This is a genomic window from Streptomyces sp. NPDC001617 (assembly GCF_053596855.1).
Genome location: NZ_JBSFHA010000055.1, coordinates 31434 through 48107 on the forward strand (window position 1 = coordinate 31434; position 16674 = coordinate 48107).

Genomic DNA, 16674 nt, shown 5'->3' on the forward strand with positions numbered 1-16674 from the left:
GGTCAGCCCGCCGGGAGCGGTTGTTCGGCCCAGATGGTCTTGCCGACGGGGCTCTGGCGGGTACCCCAGCCCTGGGTGAGCTGGGCGACCATGTGCAGCCCGCGCCCGCCCTCGTCGTAGGTGCGGGCCCGGCGCAGATGCGGGGCGGTGTTGCTGGCGTCGGAGACCTCGCAGATCAGGGTCCGGTCCCGGATGAGCCTCAGGCCGATCGGTACGGCGCCGTAGCGGATGGCGTTGGTGACCAGCTCGCTCACCACCAGCTCGGTGACGAACGAGGCGTCCTCAAGACCCCAGATCGCGAGCTGCCGGGAGGCCTGGGCACGGGCGTCGGCCACGATCGCGGGATCGGCCGGCAGCGACCAGGCGGCGACCTGGTCGGCGTGCAGGGCCCGGGTGCGCGCGAGCAGGAGGGCCACGTCGTCGGCGGGGCTCTGCGGCAGCAGGGCCTTGAGGACGGTGTCGCAGGTGGCCTCCAGCGAGGACACGGGACCGGTCAGGGCCTCGCAGAGCCGTTCCAGACCGAGGCCGATGTCGCGGTCACGGGCCTCGATCAGGCCGTCCGTGCAGAAGGCGAGCAGGCTGCCCTCGGGCAGCTCCAGCTCGGTGCACTCGAAGGGCAGCCCGCCGACGCCGAGCAGCGGCCCGGGAGTGAGCTCGACGACACTGACCGTGCCGTCGGGCAGCAGGACGGCGGGCGGGACATGGCCCGCGCTGGCGAAGGTGCAGACGCGGGAAACCGGGTCGTAGACGGCGTACAGACAGGTCGCGCCGATCTCGCCGCCGACGATGTACGGCTCCTCCGGGGAGATCTCGTCCTTGTCCGAGGAGAGATGGGTGACCAGGTCGTCGAGGTGGGTCAGGAGTTCGTCCGGGGGCAGGTCGACGTCGGCGAGGGTGCGCACAGCGGTGCGCAGCCGGCCCATGGTGGCGGAGGCGTGGATGCCGTGCCCGACGACGTCGCCGACGACCAGGGCGACGCGAGTGCCGGACAGCGGGACGACGTCGAACCAGTCGCCGCCCACCCCCGCGCTGGTCCCGGCCGGCAGATAGCGGTACGCCACCTCGACGGCCGCCTGCTTGGGCAGGTCCCGGGGCAGCAGGCTGCGCTGCAGGGTGAGGGCGTTGGTGCGCTCGCGGGTGTAGCGGCGCGCGTTGTCCACGCCGACGGCGGCCCGGCCGGCGAGTTCCTCGGCGAGGATCAGGTCGTCCGGCTCGAACGGCGGGGAGCCCTCGCCGCGCACGAAGACCGCGACGCCGAGCGTGCTGCCCCGGGCGCGCAGCGGGGTCGCCATGACGGAGTGGAAGCCGTACTCCTCGACCCGGGCGGTGCGCGTGCGATGCCCGGCGATCCAGCGGACGAAGTCGGGGTCGTCGGCGCCGCTGAGCACGGGTTGCCCGGTGGCCAGAGAGCGGGCGGGCGGGGAGAACGGCGGGTAGGTGTCGCTCCCTCCGAGGTCGATGGCGGCCTCGGGCACCTTGTCACGTGCGGCGGAGGACTGGTGCGCGACCCTGCGCAGCACGACGGCCGCGTCGACCGGTCCGGGCACCGGCTCGTCCCCGCGCAGTACCGAGTCGAGCAGGTCGACGCTGGTGAAGTCGGCGAGTCTGGGGACGGCGAGGTCGGCGAGTTCCTGGGCGGTCCGGGGCACGTCCAGTGTGGTGCCGATGCAGGCGCCCGCTTCCTGGAGCAGGGCGAGGCGCTGACGGGCCGAGTGCTGGTCACTGCTGTCGAAGGCGGCCGTGCCCACACCGACGACCTCCCCGGTGGCGGGGTCCCGGACCGGCCAGAGCTCTACGAGGGAGGCCCGGTGGCGGGCAGGGGCGAAGGACGGGTCGGGGGCGATGTGTTCGTAGCGCATCGGAGTGGCCTCGTCGGCGACCCGGCCGACACAGTGCAGGAAGCCCTCGTCGGCGAGGGTGCCCGAGTGCCGCTCGGTGACCTGCTCGTCGTTCTTCGCGGCCGAGTTGAGCTGCCAGGATCCGGACACCGTGGTGTGGGTGCAGAGCGCGATCGAGGCCTGGGAGAACGCCCACTCGACCATCTCCCGGTCGGGCACCGGCTCGGCGGGAGCGGCGGTGACGGTCACCACGAGTCCCTGTGCAGTGCCTTCGCCGTCCAGTGACGGCTGGGCGTGCAGGGTCACGTCGACGCGGTGGCCGTCGCGGTGCCGCAGGGTCGCCCCACCGCGCCATTCCCGCGCGCCGGCGAAGGAGGGCCCCCGTGCCTCGGGGTCGACGAGCAGATCGGCCGCGGCGCGTCCTACGACCTTCCGGGCGGGGTGGCCGAGCAGCCGATGGGCGCCCTCGCTCCACCCCGTGACGATGCCGTCCGGCCCGACGGTGACCGTTGCGACCTCGGCCGGCCACTCGCGGTGACCGTCTCCCTGATCGTAAGTGGCCATTTTTACTCTATTCACACGGTGAGGTCCTCACAGACCCAGCGTGCGCGTCCCTCAAGAATCGGACAAGTCACACCACCCACTCCGGGAATTGGCATAGACCTGACCATGATCACCCGCTAGGCTCTGCCGCGCACGCGTTGAGAGCGCTCTCGCAGTTCTGCTGTTCCACCCCACCTTGCTGGAACAACGAAGGGGCACTCCCTTGAGACGCACCACAGCCATGCGCACCGGACTGTCCGCACTCCTCCTGCTCGGTACCTGGGCGGCCGCGAGCACCCTGCCCGCCTCCGCCGACGACTCCCCCACCCCCTCCGCCGAGGCACCCGCGTCGGCGTCACTGCTCTCCGCGATGCAGCACGATCTGGGCCTGACCAAGAGCCAGGCCGAGGCACGACTGGCCGCCGAGAAGACGGCGACGACCGTGGAACGGAAGGCCAAGCGCGCGGCCGGGGCCTCCTACGGCGGCTCCTGGTTCGACGCGGCGGACGGCCGACTGACCGTCGCCGTCACCCGTGGCGCGGACACCACGGCCGTACGCGCGACCGGTGCGACCGTACGGCTCGTCGAGCACAGCGCGCGGCAGCTCGACGCGGCGAAGGCCCGGATCGACAAGCTGTCCGCACCCGCCGGCGTCAGCAGCTGGTACGTCGACCCCGAGGCCAACAGCGTCGTCGTGGAGGTCGTCACCGCCCGCCGCGCTGACAACGATGTCCGGCACTTCCTGGCGCAGGCCCGGAAGGCGGGCCCGGTCACCGTCGAGGCCACCGCCGCCGCGCCCCGGACCTTCTCCGCCGGCACCGTCGGCGGCGACCCCTACTACACCGGCAACGTCCGCTGCTCCATCGGCTTCTCGGTGTACGGCGGCTTCGTCACCGCCGGGCACTGCGACCAGCACACCGGCGCGGTGTACGGCTGGGACGGCTCGTACGTCGGCGACTTCCAGGGTTCGTCGTTCCCGGACAACGACTACGCCTGGGTGAGCGTCGGCAGCGGCTGGTGGACCGTGCCGGTGGTGCTCGGCTGGGGCACGGTCTCCGACCAGTTGGTGCGGGGCTCGGCCGAGGCTCCCGTCGGTGCCTCGATCTGCCGCTCCGGCTCCACCTCGCACTGGCACTGCGGCACGGTCGAGGCCAAGGACGAGACGGTCAACTACAGCCAGGGCACGGTCTACCAGCTGACGAAGACGAGTGTGTGCGCCGAGCCGGGCGACTCCGGGGGCTCGTTCATCAGCGGTGACCAGGCCCAGGGCGTCACCTCCGGCGGCTGGGGCGACTGCACCTCCGGCGGTGAGACCTGGTACCAGCCGGTCAACGAGATACTCAGCCGGTACGGGCTGACCCTGCAGACCGCCTGACCTCGCCGACCGGGCTCCGCCGCGCATCGGCGGAGCCCGGTCCCGGTCAGTGCGACTCGCGGCTCACCTCGGAGCCGCTGGAGCCGACGAGGAAGTCAAGGTCCGCGCCGGTGTCCGCCTGCAGGACGTGCTCGACGTAGAGGCGTTCCCAGCCGCGCCGGGGGTTGGCGTAGCCCGTGACGGTGGCCTTGTTCGGGGTTCTGCGGGCGAGTTCGTCGGCGGGTACGTCGACGTCGATACGGCGGGCTTCGACGTCGAGGCCGATGACGTCCCCGGTGCGGACGAGCGAGAGCGGGCCGCCGGCCGCGGCCTCGGGTGCCACGTGCAGGACGACGGTGCCGTAGGCGGTGCCGCTCATTCGTCCGTCGCAGACGCGGACCATGTCCCGGACGCCCTGTTCGAGCAGCTTCTTCGGCAGCGGCATGTTGGACACCTCGGGCATGCCCGGGTAGCCCTTGGGGCCGCAGCCGCGCAGGACGAGGACCGAGTCGGCGTCCACGTCGAGGTCCGGGTCGTCGATCCGGGCGTGGAAGTCCTCGATGGAGTCGAAGACCACCGCCCGGCCGCGGTGGCGCAGCAGATGCGGGGAGGCGGCGGCCGGTTTGACGAGCGCGCCGTCGGGAGCGAGGTTGCCGCGCAGTACGGCGATGCCGCCCTGGGCGACCAACGGCTCGGTGCGCCGGCGGATGACTTCGCCGTCCCAGATCTCGGCGTCGTCCAGGTGGTCGACCAACGGTTCGCCGGTGACGGTCAGCGCGTCCGGGTCGAGCAGGTCGCGCACCTCGCGCAGGACGGCGAGCAGGCCCCCGGCGCGGTGGAAGTCCTCCATGAGGAAGCGGCCGGCCGGCTGGAGGTCCACCAGGACCGGCACCCGGGAGCCGATGCGGTCGAAGTCGTCGAGCGTCAGCTCGATGCCCAACCGGCCCGCGATCGCCAGGAGATGGACGACCGCGTTGGTCGAACCGCCGATCGCCGCCAGCGAGACGATCGCGTTGTGGAAGGAGCCCTTGGTCAGGAAGGTGCCCGGCCGACGGTCGGCGCCCACCATCTCGACCGCGAGTCGCCCGGTGCGGTGCGCGGCCTGAAGAAGTCGGCTGTCGGGGGCGGGAGTTCCGGCCGTACCGGGGACGACCGTGCCCAGGGCCTCGGCGACCAGAGCCATGGTCGAGGCGGTGCCCATGGTGTTGCAGTGCCCGCGGCTGCGGATCATCGCGGACTCGGAGCGGGTGAACTGCTCCTGGGAGAGCGTGCCGGCCCGCACCTCCTCCGACAGCCGCCAGACATCGGTGCCGCAGCCCAGCGGGGTTCCGCGGAAGGTCCCGGTGAGCATCGGACCGCCGGGCACGACGACCGCGGGCAGATCCACCGAGGCCGCGGCCATCAGCAACGACGGGATCGTCTTGTCGCAGCCGCCCAACAGCACGACGCCGTCGATGGGGTTGGCCCGCAGCATCTCCTCGGTGGCCATCGCGGCCATGTTGCGCCAGAGCATGGCGGTGGGCCGCACCTGGGTCTCGCCGAGCGACACGACCGGCAGGTCCAGCGGGATGCCGCCGGCCGTGTGGACGCCGTCCCGGACCGAGGCCGCGACCTCGTTCAGATGGGCGTTGCAAGGGGTCAGGTCCGAGGCGGTGTTGGCGATGGCGATCTGCGGCCGGCCGGTGAAGGCGTCGTCGGGCGCGCCCCGTCGCATCCACGCCCGGTGGATGTAGGCGTTGCGGTCCTGACCCGCGTACCACTGTGCGCTGCGGAGCGTCACCCTTGAGCCTCTTCCGACAATCGGTACGACGGTCTAAATTCTGGAACATCATGGAGCATACGCAGACGTACGACGTCTCGACAGCCCCCGGCACGGACGGTTCAACCGCCGCCGGAGGCAGCCGACTTGTGGGGTCGGACCGGGTGCTGGCGGTCCTGAAGGAGCTCGCGCGGTACCCCGAAGGGGTGGGTCTGGACGAACTGACCCGGGCGATCGGCAGCCCCAAGCCGACCGTGCACCGGGCGCTGAGTGCCCTGCGCCGGGCGGGACTCGCCGCCCAGGGTGTCCGCGGGCGCTATGTGCTCGGCGACGAGTTCCTGCGGATGGCCTTCGCCCATCACGAGGCCCGGCCGGAGCACGTCCGCGTCCGTCCCGTCCTCGAGGTGCTGGCGCACCGGTTCGGTGAGACCGCGCACTACGCGGTGCTCGACGGCCGTGAGGTCGTCCACCGCGCCAAGGTCGACCCGCCCACCGGTGCCGTCCGGCTGACGTCGACGATCGGCGGGCGCTCTCCCGCCCACACCACGGCCGTCGGAAAGCTGTTGCTGGCAAGGCGGTTGGGCACGCTCGAGGAGGTCGAGGCGTGGATCGGCGGCACTCACCTGGAGCGCCGTACGCCACGGTCGCTGTGCACGGCGGCGGCCCTGCACCATGAGCTCGTCGCCACCCGCGAGCGCGGGTACGGCGCAGACGACCAGGAGAACGAGGCCGGGGTCAACTGCCTTGCCCTGCCCCTGTACTTGTCCTCGCCCACGATCCCGTCCGGAGCCGTGAGCGTCACCGCGCTGGCGTACCGGACGCCGCTGGGCTCGCTGGTCGGCGCGCTCGACGAGATCCGCGGCCTGCTCGGCGGGCTGGGCGAGGCCCGGTGAGCGGGCGTCTCATGCGCGCGTTCGTGCTCACCGCCCCCGGCGCGTACGTGGTCCAGGAGGTGCCGGCACCGGTGGCCGGTCCCGGTGAGGTCGTCGTCGACGTCGAGCGGGTGGGCGTGTGCGGGACGGACATGGAGTTCTTCACCGGGGCGATGGCCTATCTCCACCAGGGACACTCGACGTACCCGATGCGACCGGGCCACGAGTGGGCCGGCCGGGTGGCGGCGGTCGGCGAGGGCGTCGACCCGGCCTGGATCGGCCGACGTGTCATGGGGGACACGATGCTCGGCTGCGGCAGCTGCCGCCGCTGTCTGCGAGGCCACCAGCACGTGTGCGAGAAACGGCAGGAGGTCGGCATCCGCGGGGCGCGGGCCGGTGCTCTGGCGGAGCAACTGGCCGTACCGGCCTCCTCGTTGCACGCCCTGCCCGACTCCGTCGACGCCGCGCTGGGTGCCCTGGTGGAGCCGGGCGGCAACGCGCTGCGCGCCGCCCGGGCCGCCGCGCCGAATCCCGGTGACCGCACCCTGGTCCTCGGTTCGGGGACGATAGGGCTGCTGGTGGCGATGTTCCTGCGTGCGGCCGGTGCGGAGGTCCATCTCATGGGCCCCACCGACGCCTCCCCGTCCTTCGCCCGCGATCTGGGCTTCCGGCATGTGTGGCCGGAGGGCTCCGTCCCCGACCTGCCCTTCGACGCGGTCGTCGACGCCTCGAACGCGGCCCATCTGCCAGGCAGGGCCCTGGAGATGGTCGAACCGGCCGGTCGAGTGGTGTACATCGGGCTGGCCGGTGAGCCGAGCCGGCTCGACACCCGCGCGCTCGTCCTGAGGGACGTGACGGCGGTGGGCATCCTGTCCGCCTCCCCGGGCCTGGAGGCCACGATCCGGGCGTACGCCGACGGAGCCGTCGACCCCCGCCCTCTCGTCGCCGCCACGGTGGGCCTGGACGAGGTCGGTCCGGTGCTCGCCGGTGAACGACCGGCCGACGCCGGACCCGGCCCCAAGATCCATGTGGATCCCCGCATCGGCCCCTGACCGTCGCCTCCACGCCGACCTCGTCATGGCTCGTATCCCCAACGCCCATGCCCCGTAGGCCGATTCACAGGGGTCGCGCCCTTCTGCGTGCCCCACGGTCACTGCTTCACTCCCTCCCACACCACTTGCGCCGATCACCCCACGAACGGCCGTGGCGAACAAGGGAGTTGTGCATGTCCGAGGTCACCCCCCACACCAAGGAACAGGCGCTCGCACAGCGCGGAGTGACCATGCGGTCGCGGGTGCGCGCGCTGCTCGCCGTCGGAAGCCTCGTCGCGGCGCCCACGCTGCTCATGCCGACCGCCGCCCGTGCGGCGACCGGGCTGCGGAAGACCGTCGCCTCCGGCGAGACCTGGGAGGTCACCGAGATCACCCGGCTCGACGAACTCGTCGTGGAGGACGGCGCCGTGCTCACCGCCCCGGACGGGTACATCCTGTCGCTGACCGTGGACGGGGTGGAGACGGGTTCCGTCCTGGACGGCACGTACGGCTGGACGACCCTGATCGCCGCCGGCACCTACAGTGGAGACGTCGTCGTGACCCCGGCCGCCGAGCATCTCGTGTCCTTCGCGGGTGCCACCTTCCATCTGCGCCAAGGCGTCTACGTCGGCGCCGACGGGGTCGTCACCGCGAACTCGGTGCTGTCGAGCGTGCGGGGCGGCACCCTCACCGACGCCTACGCAAGGGGCGTCTCGCTCGGCTCCACCGGCGAGGCCTTCAACGGCTTCTTCGTGGCCGACGGCGCCTCGTACACCCTCGACGGTCCGGAGATCGCCTTCGACGGCAACGGCCGTCTGGACTTCGCCGGTTACGGCGCCGCCGTCACCGGCGCGGGGACGGGCACCCGGCTGGTCGTGGACGGCGCGGACATCGACAACCGAGGTGTGGTGCGCACCGGCGTCATCGCCCGCGACGGCGCCAACGTGATCGTCAAGAACTCCGGCATCCGCACCCGCGACGGCGTACTGCCCGGCGACTACGAGCCCGGCTTCGGCGCGAACATGATGACGGTGCCGTGGATGCTGGGCCTGTCCGGCAACGTGCGCGCCACCAACGTCCTCGGCGACAACACCACGGCCACCTACGTCAACTCCAGTGTCTCCTCCGAGTCCTGGGGTGTCCTGTCCACCGACTCGGTCCGCAACTCACTGCTGGCCGCGATCAACTCCACCGTCACCATCACCGGCGACTCCGGCTACGGCACCTACGCCGACGGCGGCACCCAGCAGGACATCTTCCTCGGCACCCACTTCGACGTGGCCACCTTCGCCGCCATCTCCACCGGCGGCTCCGTCAACTTCACCGACAGCACCCGCGACGCCGTGGCCACGCTCAACAGCTACCTCACACTGGAACTGACCGAGCAGGAACTGGCCGCGATCGAGCCCAGGCCCTCGGTCGTCGACTCCCGCGGTTTCGGGGTGATGTGGCACAGCGGCGACGGCGGCAAGGTGGAGATCAGCGGCGGCACCCGCTTCACCACCGCCGAGACGATGTTCCTCGACAAGGGGAGACAGATGTCGATCGTCGTGGACGGCTCGCAGGGCGCCCAACTCCACGCCGGCAACGGCGTCCTCGTACAGATCATGGAGACGGACGACCCCGGCTCCATGACGGGCGTCTACACCGAGCCCACCGGCGACCCGGCCAGGGACACCGCCTTCGACACCACCGCCCGGCACACCGCAGACGCCACCGCCTCCTTCACCGACATCGCGCTGACGGGCGACTTCTACAACGCGATGCGCGCCGGCAAGAACCTGATCGCCACCTTCCTGCGCAGCCACGTCGAGGGCGTCATCTCCTCCTCGGCCTCCCGGCACGCCGTCTCCACCATCTCCTCGGCCGAGTGGCGGCAGATCAACCACGTCACCAACACCCCGCAGCCCGCGATCAACAACGGCGTGATCGTGAGGCTGGGCGCCGGATCGGTGTGGACGGTGACCGGGACGTCGTACCTGACGAAGCTGGTCGTCGACAAGAACGCGCAGGTCCGGGCGGCGTCCGGCGAGGCGCTCACCTTCACGGTCGACGGCACCGCCACCGCCCTCACTCCCGGAACCACCTACAGCGGAGCGCTCGTACTCACCCTCACGGAGTGACAGCGCGGGAAAACCACCTGCTCGGTCCGCCTCCTCCTTGCTACCCTCGACGCCATGATCACGCCTTCGCCTCAGCACCGGATGATGCCCCGCTCACGGGGCTGCTGAGCACGGACGCGTACCGAATCCGAGGCCCCGGGACGGGGCCTCGACGCGTTGTGCGGACCCGGCCTCGCCGCCCGGCTGGGAGGACCGATGACCGCACGACGCCACTTCATCACCACGACCATTCCATACGTCAACGCACGCCCGCATCTGGGCTTCGCCCTGGAGCTGGTGCAGGCCGACACGCTGGCCCGGCACCGACGCCGACGAGGCGACCAGGTGCGGCTGCTCAGCGGAACCGACGACAACTCCCTCAAGAACGTGCTGGCCGCGGAGGCCGAGGGCGTCGACGTACGGGCGCTGGTCGACCGCAACGCCGAGGCCTTCGCCGCGCTCCGGGACCCGCTGGCGCTGTCGTACGACGACTTCATCCGCACCAGCAGCGACCCCCGCCACCGCGTCGGCGTGGAGCGGCTGTGGCGGCGGTGCGCCGCGGCGGGCGACCTGTACATCAAGGGGTACGAGGGCCTGTACTGCGTCGGCTGCGAGCAGTTCTACACCGAGGACGAACTGGTCGACGGCCGGTGCGCCGAGCACGGAACCGCACCCGAAACGGTCCGGGAGGAGAACTGGTTCTTCCGGCTGTCCCGCTACGCCGGCCATCTCCACGAGCTGATCAGCGACGGGACCCTGCGCGTCGAGCCCGCCGCCCGTCGCAACGAGGTCCTCGCCCTGATCGCCGGCGGGCTGCACGACTTCTCCGTCTCCCGCTCGCACACCCGCGCCCGCGGCTGGGGCATTCCCGTGCCCGACGACCCGTCCCAGGTCGTCTACGTGTGGTGGGACGCGCTCGGCAACTACGTCACCAGCCTCGGCTACGGGACCGACGACCCCGCGTACGAGCGGTGGTGGGTGGCCGGCGATCGTCGCGTCCACCTGGTCGGCAAGGGCGTGGTGCGCTTCCACGCCGTGTACTGGCCGGCCATCCTGCTGTCGGCCGGGCTGCCGCTGCCCACCGACGTCCTGGTCCACGACTACCTCACGGTCGACGGCCGCAAGCTCAGCAAGTCCGGCGGGACCACCGTCGATCCGGTCGCCCTGGCCAACGCGTACGGCACGGACGCGGTGCGCTGGTGGCTGCTGCGCGAGGTGCCGCGCGTCGGGGACGCCGACTTCACCACCGACCGGCTCGTCGCGCGCGCCGACACGGACTTCGCCGGAGGGCTCGGCAACCTCGTCCACCGGGTCGTGACGATGGTCCATCGCTACCGCGGTGGGGTGGTGCCCTCGCTCGGCACCGACCGGTTCGCCGTGGCGCCCCTGCTCGACGTGTGCGAGCGGACACCCGGCCTGATCGACGTCGCGCTGGCCGACTACGACTTCCGCGGTGCCGCCGACGCAGCCTGGAGCATCGTCGAGGAGGCCAACCGCTGCGTCGACGCCACCCGCCCCTGGGAGTTGGCCAGGGCGGAACGGCAGGGCAACACCAGTGCCGGCGAACGCCTCGACGCGGTGCTCGCCGCGCTGGTCACGGCCTGCCGTGTCCTCGCGGACGAGGTGCAGCCCCTCATCCCCGGCGCCGCCGCACGGATCTCGGAGCAAGTGACCCCGGTGGACGGAGTCCTGCCGCTCTCACAACCGCTCTTCCCCCGCCTCCGGGAGACCGCGCCGGCGTAGTCGGTCCTCCCGCGCGCGGGGGCCGGCCCTGTCAACGGCGTTGGGGCTGGCCCAAGTTGGCCTCGGGAGCGGGCCGGAGTGATCGGGAGACGAGTGCGGCCCAGCGTCATGGTGCCTGGGACTTCCGAATCATCCGCGCGCGGCGACAGCGACCCTGGCCGCCGCGTTCGTGCCGGCGGCCGCCGTGACCCCGGCGGCGGCCGCCCCCGCCGCACGCTCCCCGTCGGGGTCACCGACACCGCGCCTGGCCCTGCTCCCGCCTGATCACGTCAACGGCGCCGACCGGCACGGCGTTTACGGCGCCTACGGCAACGCCTGCGCGGGCGCGCGGCCCCAGGTCCGCCCTCGCCGCTTCATGCGCCCTCCGTGGCGGCCACCGCCCCCTCCGTCCTCTCCGGCTTCTCTCCCGGCAGGTCGAGGCTGCTGCGCAGGCCGACCGGCTTGAGCAGGACGGCGGCGATGACGGCGAGCACGGCCGCGGCGGCCGAGAGGAGGAAGATCTGCGCCGTGGCGTCGCCGTAGGCGGCGCGGACGATCTGCCGGACGGCGGGCGGCAGGGCGCCGACGTCGGCGCTGCCGCTCCCGCCGCTCGGCAGCCCGGCCGAGGCCAGGCCGTCCGCGACCTGGTCATGGACCTGGCGGGCCAGCACGGCGCCGAGCACCGAGACACCGATCGTGCCGCCGAGGGAGCGGAAGAAGGAGACCGTGGAGCTGGCCGCCCCGATGTCCTTGAGCGCCACGGTGTTCTGCACGGCGAGCACGAAGTTCTGCAGGGTCATGCCGACGCCCATGCCGACGCACAGCATCGCAGCGCCCAGGAAGACCATGGGCGTCTTGTAGTCGATCGTGCCGAGCCCCGCGAAGCCCACCGTGAGCAGGCCGGCACCGGTGATGACGAACGGTTTGATCTTCCCGGTCCGGCTGATCAGCCGGCCGGCGACGGTGGAGGCGATCAGGATGCCGGCCATCATGGGGATCGTCAGCAGACCGGCCTCGGTGGGGGTGTGACCCCGGCTCAGCTGGAAGTACTGGCTGAGGAAGACCGCGGCACCGAACATGGCCGTACCGACCGAGAGGCTGCCGAGAATCGCCAGGGCGGTGGTCCGCTGCCGCACGATGGCGAGCGGGACGACGGGCTCGGCGGCCCGCGACTCCACCCACACCGCCACGACGAGCAGGGCCAGTCCGCCGGCCACCATGGCGGCCGTCTGCCAGGAGGCCCAGGCGAAGGAGTCGTCGACGAACGACACCCAGATGAGCAGCACGCTGACGCCCGCGGCGATCAGGGTGGCCCCCACGTAGTCGATCCTCACGTTGTCGCGGCGGACGACGGGAAGGTTCAGCGTCCGCTGCAGCAGGAACAGGGCCACGGCGGCGACCGGCACACCTATGAAGAAGCACCAGCGCCAGCCCAGCCAGGACGTGTCGACGATGACGCCGCCGAGCAACGGCCCGCCGATGGTCGAGGTCGCCGTGACGCTGCTCAGATAGCCGCTGTACCGGCCGCGCTCCCTCGGCGGGATCATGGCCGCGAGGGTGATCTGGACGAGCGCCTGCACACCGCCCACGCCGACGCCCTGCAGGGCTCGCGCGGCTATGAGCTGCCCCGCGGTGCGGCTTGCCCCGGAGGCGAGGGCGCCCAGTACGAAGACGGCGATGGAGGCCTGCACGAGGGTCTTCTTGCTGAACAGGTCGGCGAGCTTGCCCCAGAGGGGAGTGGTCGCCGTGGTGGTGAGGAGGGTCGCGGTGACGACCCAGGTGTACTGGGTCTGCGACCCGTGCACGGCTCCGATGATCTTCGGCAGCGCACTGGAGACGACTGTGCTGCTGAGGGTCGAGACGAACAGGGCGAGGAGAAGGCCGCTGAGGGCCTTCAGCACCTGGCCACGGTTGGTGAGGGGCGTGTCCGTGGGGTCCGCCCCGTTCCCTGCGGTGCTCATCAACCGGCCTCCGAGCCAGAACGGCGAGGTTCGCTTTACACGACGTACGGCGACTCACCATACACCGCGTATAGTGAACTCATGCCCCGTGGTGTAGCGGAGACTGTGCCGATGGAGTCCACACCCCGCAGGAACCTGCGCGAAGAGCAGAAGATCCTCACGCATCGCCGACTGCTCGACGCGGCCGTCACGGTGTTCGCCGAGAAGTCCTTCCTCGACGCGAGGATGGAGGACATCGCCCAGGCCGCCGGGGTGACACGGGTGACGGTCTACGCCCACTTCCCGGGCAAGGCCGACATCGTCGACGCGCTCGTGGAGCGTGTGTACGGCCTGATGGAAGAGGCGTACGCCGACCTGGCCGCACTTCCGCGGTGGACCCGGCACGCCATCCGGGCATGGCTGGACGACGCCGAGGTCCGCTGGCGGGAGATGGCCCCGATCCGCCGCATCGCCAACGCGGCGGCTCCGGCGGCCCTGCGCAGCATCGGCGACGGCCGCACCCAGTACGTCGAGGCGCATGAGCGCTATGTCGGCCTCCTCGTCGGCCACCCCGAACGCTGGCGGGGCATCGACCCGGCGGAGGCCCGCCAACGCGCACTGATGGCCGTACTCCAGACCGAGTCCTTCTTCTCCGCCTGGATCGCCGTCGGCCTGCCGCTGGACACCGACGACCCTCTGCGTCTACTGGCGGACGCGCTCTGCCATCTCCTCGCACCCGCTCTGGACAACGACAGCAAGACCGCCTGACCGCCCCATCCGAATAAGTTGCGTAACTCAAGCAATCCAAGTTATGCTTGAGTAAGTCAAGCAACGAGCCCGTTGGCGGGCACAGCGCTGTCGGTCTGCGGAGGGAAGCCCCATGACGTCGCTCACCAAGAAGCCCGAAGTGGCGACACCTGCCGCCCCCGGCCCCGTGGCGTCCTTCGTCCGGTTCGTGGTCTTCGGCGGCGGTGTCGGCGTCCTGTGCAGCTTCGCGGTGCCGCTGCTGGCCATGACGATGCCCTGGGCTTTGTCCAACGCGGTCATCACCGTCGCCTCCACCCTGCTGTGCACGGAACTCCACGCCCGCTTCACCTTCGGCAAGGGGCGCAGCGCCGGATGGCGTGAGCACTGGCAGTCCGCGGGCTCGGCCACGGCCGCCTACCTGGCGACCAGCGCCGCGGTGCTGGTCCTGCACATGGTCCAGCCCTCCCCCGGCATGCCGACCGAGCAGATCGTCTACCTCGGCGCCTCCGGCCTGGCCGGCACAGCCCGCTTCGTCGTGCTGCGCCTCTACGTCTTCGCCGCCCGCCGCGACCGGACCGTGCGACCGGTGCCGGCACCGCTTCAGAAGCAGCACGCGCCCATGGCCGCGCCCGTCCTGGTCGCCGCCTAGCTTGAATGGACCGGAGAGCACGGTCACCGTGGCGCAGCCGGGACTTCATGCTGTGCCACCTCCCGGCCGGGGCCGTGTTCGAACTGGCCACGGTGACGGCACAATTGGCCGAGTCCGCCGCACTCCCCCAAATCGTCCGAGCGTAGGACAGCGTGTCCGCCACGAAGGGCAGCCAGGGGCTGTTCGCCGAGATCTCCGAGGGGCCGTGACTGTGGCGGCAGCGGCTCATGCGGTGCCTCGTGCTTCTGACCGACGCGGCGCACCTCGTCCTGGCCGCAGGAGACCCGGCCAACAGGCCTGTCGCGGCTCCGCGGAGCCGATACGCTGGAGAGCGGCCATGGACCGGGGGCGGGCTGGGGGGCGGGGGCGGGGGCATGGATCCGCGGATGCAGTTGTCGGTGGGGGGATACGTCTGCGAGCGCGAGCTCGGCCGGGGCGGGCAGGGTGTGGTGTGGCTCGCCCGGGACCGGACGGGGCGACAGGTCGTGGTGAAGTTCCTGCTGCCGGGCAAGGAGTACGACGAGGTCGCGCTCGCCCGCGTACGCCGGGAGTTCGGCGCCGCGAGCCGGGTCGGTGAGCTGGCCACGGCGCGGGTCCTGGACGCCGACCTGTCGGGGCGACACCCGTACATCGTCAGCGAGTTCGTGCCGGGACCCACGATCCACCAGCATGTGGCCGCCAACGGCCCGCTGCCGTCCGGGCGGCTCCAGTCCCTGGCGCTGGCCGTCGCGCATGCGTTGGCGCAGGTGCACCGGGTGAGCGTGGTGCACCGGGACATCAAGCCGTCCAACATCCTGCTGTCTCCGGACGGCCCGCGGATCATCGACTTCGGTATCGCCCGTGACGACGGGTTGCTCGAGTCGGCGCTCACCACACCGGGCAGTGTGCTCGGCTCGCCCGCGTACATGTCGCCCGAGCAGGTCCAGTCGCGCGGGGTCACCGCCGCCTCCGACGTGTTCTCCCTCGGCGGCACGCTGTACTTCGCCGCCACGGGGCGCCATCCCTTCGACGGGGAGAGCGACTACGAGGTGCTCGTCGCCGTGTGCACCCGCGACGCCGATCTCACGCGGGTACCGGAGCCGGTCCGTTCGGTCATCGCCGACTGTCTGCGCAAGAACCCGGCGGAACGCCCCACCGCCGCCCAGCTCGTCGCCCGGCTCGCGGGCGCGGGCGAGCCGACGGGGTGGACGGAGGGCGGGCGAGCAGAGTCGGGGACGCCACAGCCACAGCCACAGCCACAGCCACAGCCGGCGCAATCGCCCGGACGCGGGAACGGTGGCGGCCGCCCCGGCACGAGCTCCAAGCAGCTGCGGCTGTGGGGGCTCGCAGCCGGGAGCGCCGCCGTGGCAGTGCTGCTTGCCATCGTGCTCAGCACCACCTCGGGGGGTTCGGCGACGGAGGGCGGCCCCCAGGCCCATGGCTCGGCCTCCGTGTTGTCGTCCGGGAGATCCACGAACTCCGCGGGCTCGCAACCCCTCTCCTACACCGATGACTTGACCGACTCGGGCGACTGGTCGCACAAGGACCCGACCCTGGCGAAGATCACGCACAAGGGCGGGACCATGCTGGTGGATCCCAGGACCGAGCTGGAGGTATGGCCGCAGGCGCCCTTCGAGCCGTCCTCGTTCGCGGTGGAGCTGAGCACCCAGACGGAGTGGTACGGGGGCGAGGGCGGGGTCGGCCTGTGGTGCGACGGCTCGGGGGACTACCGCAAGGGCTCGCGCTGGGCGACCTACCTGACCACGGGTCAGGAGGCCCTGATCGTGCGCGAGTTCCGGTACAAGGGAGCGTTCCAGCACGACCGGGTCGTCGAGGTCGACCTCGCGGACCTCGGCCTGAAGGTGGAGAGCCGGCAGCAGGTCGACATGTCGATGACCTGTTCGTCGGCCGGCCGGGGCCGGATCAGGGTGCAGCTGGCCGTGGACGGCACCCTGGTCGCCTCCTACACCGGAGCCGCCTTCGACGAGCGCGGCTGCGGTGTGGCCGCCTTCCACTACAGCGCGACCGACCCCCGGGGCACGGCCTTCCACGCGGGCTTCGAGCGCTTCACGGCCTCCGAACTACCGGCGCGCTGACGACACGATCCGCTCACCCGGCCAGAACCCACCGACCCCACC

The 16674-nt window shown here is 71.6% G+C and carries 11 protein-coding genes; 8 read left to right on the forward strand and 3 right to left on the reverse strand.

The features are described from left to right. Window positions 1-2: 2 nt before the first annotated feature. Complete coding sequence (locus tag ACWC09_RS33630) at window positions 3-2402, reverse strand: SpoIIE family protein phosphatase (RefSeq protein WP_450854707.1); 2400 nt, start codon at window positions 2400-2402, stop codon at window positions 3-5. A gap of 220 nt (window positions 2403-2622) precedes the next feature. Between ACWC09_RS33630 and ACWC09_RS33635 the strand changes: the two genes are divergently transcribed. Further along, window positions 2623-3756 carry a S1 family peptidase gene (locus ACWC09_RS33635; RefSeq protein WP_450854744.1) on the forward strand — a complete coding sequence of 378 codons (1134 nt, stop codon included), beginning with the start codon at window positions 2623-2625 and terminating at the stop codon, window positions 3754-3756. Between the two features lie 46 nt (window positions 3757-3802). Here the strand turns inward: ACWC09_RS33635 and ACWC09_RS33640 are convergent, their stop codons facing one another. Further along, window positions 3803-5515 carry an IlvD/Edd family dehydratase gene (locus tag ACWC09_RS33640; RefSeq protein WP_450854708.1) on the reverse strand — a complete coding sequence of 571 codons (1713 nt, stop codon included), beginning with the start codon at window positions 5513-5515 and terminating at the stop codon, window positions 3803-3805. 50 nt (window positions 5516-5565) lie between these two features. Between ACWC09_RS33640 and ACWC09_RS33645 the strand changes: the two genes are divergently transcribed. The 4 genes from ACWC09_RS33645 (at window position 5566) to ACWC09_RS33660 (ending at window position 11242) form a co-directional block, all read left to right on the forward strand. Then, complete coding sequence (locus ACWC09_RS33645; protein ID WP_450854709.1) at window positions 5566-6387, forward strand: IclR family transcriptional regulator; 822 nt, start codon at window positions 5566-5568, stop codon at window positions 6385-6387. 11 nt (window positions 6388-6398) lie between these two features. Beyond that, window positions 6399-7418 (forward strand): zinc-dependent alcohol dehydrogenase, encoded by a 1020-nt coding sequence (locus tag ACWC09_RS33650; protein WP_450854745.1) that lies wholly within the window; start codon window positions 6399-6401, stop codon window positions 7416-7418. Between the two features lie 173 nt (window positions 7419-7591). Next, entirely contained in the window at window positions 7592-9520 is a 1929-nt protein-coding gene (locus ACWC09_RS33655) for a hypothetical protein (protein ID WP_450854710.1), read from the forward strand. A gap of 195 nt (window positions 9521-9715) precedes the next feature. After that, window positions 9716-11242 carry a methionine--tRNA ligase gene (locus ACWC09_RS33660; protein WP_450854711.1) on the forward strand — a complete coding sequence of 509 codons (1527 nt, stop codon included), beginning with the start codon at window positions 9716-9718 and terminating at the stop codon, window positions 11240-11242. A gap of 353 nt (window positions 11243-11595) precedes the next feature. Here ACWC09_RS33660 and ACWC09_RS33665 read toward each other — a convergent pair whose 3' ends face one another. Next, on the reverse strand, window positions 11596-13182 hold the full coding sequence (locus ACWC09_RS33665) for an MFS transporter (protein WP_450854712.1): 1587 nt from the start codon (window positions 13180-13182) through the stop codon (window positions 11596-11598). A gap of 111 nt (window positions 13183-13293) precedes the next feature. Here ACWC09_RS33665 and ACWC09_RS33670 point away from each other — a divergent pair, with 111 nt between their 5' ends. The 3 genes from ACWC09_RS33670 (at window position 13294) to ACWC09_RS33680 (ending at window position 16632) form a co-directional block, all read left to right on the forward strand. Further along, window positions 13294-13929: a TetR/AcrR family transcriptional regulator gene (locus tag ACWC09_RS33670; protein ID WP_450854713.1), complete on the forward strand. Its 636-nt coding sequence runs from the start codon at window positions 13294-13296 to the stop codon at window positions 13927-13929. A 112-nt stretch (window positions 13930-14041) separates the two neighbouring features. Next, on the forward strand, window positions 14042-14557 hold the full coding sequence (locus tag ACWC09_RS33675; protein ID WP_450854714.1) for a GtrA family protein: 516 nt from the start codon (window positions 14042-14044) through the stop codon (window positions 14555-14557). A 386-nt stretch (window positions 14558-14943) separates the two neighbouring features. Next, the gene (locus tag ACWC09_RS33680) at window positions 14944-16632 is read left to right on the forward strand and encodes a serine/threonine-protein kinase (protein WP_450854715.1); all 1689 of its coding nucleotides are present in this window, start codon (window positions 14944-14946) and stop codon (window positions 16630-16632) included. The last annotated feature ends 42 nt before the right edge of the window (window positions 16633-16674 follow it).